Source organism: Neobacillus sp. GCM10027624 (assembly GCF_042675345.1).
GTDB lineage: Bacteria > Bacillota > Bacilli > Bacillales > Cytobacillaceae > Neobacillus > Neobacillus cucumis_D.
Window position 1 is genome coordinate 1 of record NZ_JBHTHD010000028.1, and the last position, 2048, is coordinate 2048.

Here is a 2048-nt window from a genome sequence, read left to right on the forward strand (position 1 = left end):
TCTTTTTTTTAACGATTGAGCAGGGTCTTCTTAAGAATTGTCATTTTTCTAATCTTGAGGAAGTTTATTTTCATGGTAGTTTATAAAGGTATCACTTATATATTGGTCTAAATGTATGTGTCCAAGGACATCGCCAATTAATCGTGCCGCTTTAAAAAAATCTTTTATTTTACGTTTACCGTGGAGTTTTTTCGCTCTAGTTATAATAAGTTCGTCAAAATAGTCTTCAGGAACACTTTGTACTGTTCCGTTTTTCCAAATTCTTAATGTTTCATTATTTTCATTATTTTCAGTGAGAGAAAGCCATTCCTTTTCATATTGTTCCAGTTCTTGTTGGGTTAGAGGAGATTGGTCCTCTCGTTGTTTTTGGTAAATTGCTTGGAGATTATCTGGAGATAATTCACCTGTATGAGCAAGTGAATATTTCCGTTTCCCCTTATTAAATAATTCATTAAATCCCTTTGTTGTGTTCATAACGAAAATATCATTATTTTTTTCCTTTAAGACATCCACGACAAAACGTAGTCCCGTCTGCTCTTCAGCATTTTCAGCAGCCCACAAATAAATTGGTATATCTTCTTTAATAGACAGAATTCGGTTAACAATTCTATTGAAATTTTCCTCGAATTCATCAAACTCTCCATCCTCATCAGCCAAGTTATCTTGCATCCATTTATACCTGTACTGTTTTCCAACTTCTTCATTAAACTTCCAGATAGGACCGATAGAGAACATTTGTCGAACACAAATGACCTTTTCATCCTTATAATCAGCACCCATTTCCTTGAGTGCTTGTTTAAAACATCCCGCAGCAGAATCTCCGAACAGAATATGAACAACCTTGATGGGTCCTTCTATTGTATTTTGCTGCTGTTCAGTAATCTCAAAAACAGCCTTGTATGCTCTTTTCATATCTTGAATAAACTGCTCATCAGAAAACATCTGCTCGTTTAAAAAATGTATTCTTTTTAAAATATGGCTAAGAAGTAACCTTGCATCTCTCTCTGGTAATTCCTTAACGAACTTATTTATTTTCTCTTCTTCCATAAAAGGGTCCCACATAAGTATAATTCCTTCCTCAATATAACAATTAGTTTAAAGAAATGTTTAATCAGAGAAATCCCTGAACAATACTTCTATCTCTTGACCATCATAAAAATTAGCGTCACCAATAAACTTTTCAATCTCTATTGTTCCGTCCGCCATAAATTCAATTTCCCAACGTTGTCCTGGAACTGCAATTTCAACCATAATAGCATCATTTCTAACTTTATTTAGCTTATAAAATATATTATTGTTCTCTAATTTATTGAGGAAATTGATTAAATCTTTAAGCTCCACCAAACCATCTCCATTCCTCAGATAATATACAAATTATAATCTAAATCCTTATCGAACTTAACTGCCAGTTACTTCAAAAAGAAAAAGCATTACCGTTGTTCGAGTAATGCTACCCTATAGTTCAATAACACTTGAAAAATAATTCATCGAAGATTACCGAAGTCCATCTTCCTCTAACCCTTTTAAATAAGCAGTTGTAAACATTTCAAGAAAAAATGAATTATCATCAAAATATCTTTTAAAACCATCTAACACATTGTCTTGAAATTGTTTGTCTTTAAACCAAATTGGCATAGCCCCTAAATCGTTTAAAAATTGGTTTCGAATCAAATCCATCGTATCATCGGAAAACGAATCTCTGTTTTCTTCTAACCATTCCAACCATTCCAACCATTCCTTTACGTCCCCGTGATTAATGGTTGGTTTTCCATTTAAAACAAATTCCTCAATATCGGTTAAAGTAATTGATGAAAAATAATCTAATGTAAACTCAGCAAAATCTCTTATATTCACAAAAAATACCTTCTTTTTAGGATAGTTTTCTTAAAATTATAACATCGCTTATTCCACTAAACTGCCCCGTTACTTCAATAAGAAAAAGCATTACCGTTATTCCAGTAATGCACCCGATAGCCATCCATGAAGCGCAAAAATCAGCGCTTCACCACAAAGAATGAAAAAGGTATGGAAGGGTCAATACTGATAAA

Annotated in this window: 3 protein-coding genes; all 3 read right to left on the minus strand. The window is 33.0% G+C overall.

Annotation, left to right across the window (positions count from 1 at the left end):
- Positions 1 to 48 precede the first annotated feature (48 nt).
- On the minus strand, positions 49 to 1047 hold the full coding sequence (locus ACFQZ9_RS28660; protein ID WP_498946759.1) for a DUF1835 domain-containing protein: 999 nt from the start codon (positions 1045 to 1047) through the stop codon (positions 49 to 51).
- A gap of 60 nt (positions 1048 to 1107) precedes the next feature.
- Entirely contained in the window at positions 1108 to 1341 is a 234-nt protein-coding gene (locus tag ACFQZ9_RS28665; protein WP_498946760.1) for a hypothetical protein, read from the minus strand.
- A 153-nt stretch (positions 1342 to 1494) separates the two neighbouring features.
- Entirely contained in the window at positions 1495 to 1854 is a 360-nt protein-coding gene (locus ACFQZ9_RS28670) for a hypothetical protein (RefSeq protein ID WP_498946761.1), read from the minus strand.
- Positions 1855 to 2048: the final 194 nt, after the last annotated feature.

Coding starts and splice junctions, on each gene's coding strand:
- ACFQZ9_RS28660 (WP_498946759.1), bottom strand. CDS start 1,047: ATGGAAGAAGAGAAAATAAATAAGTTCGTTAAGGAATTACCAGAGAGA.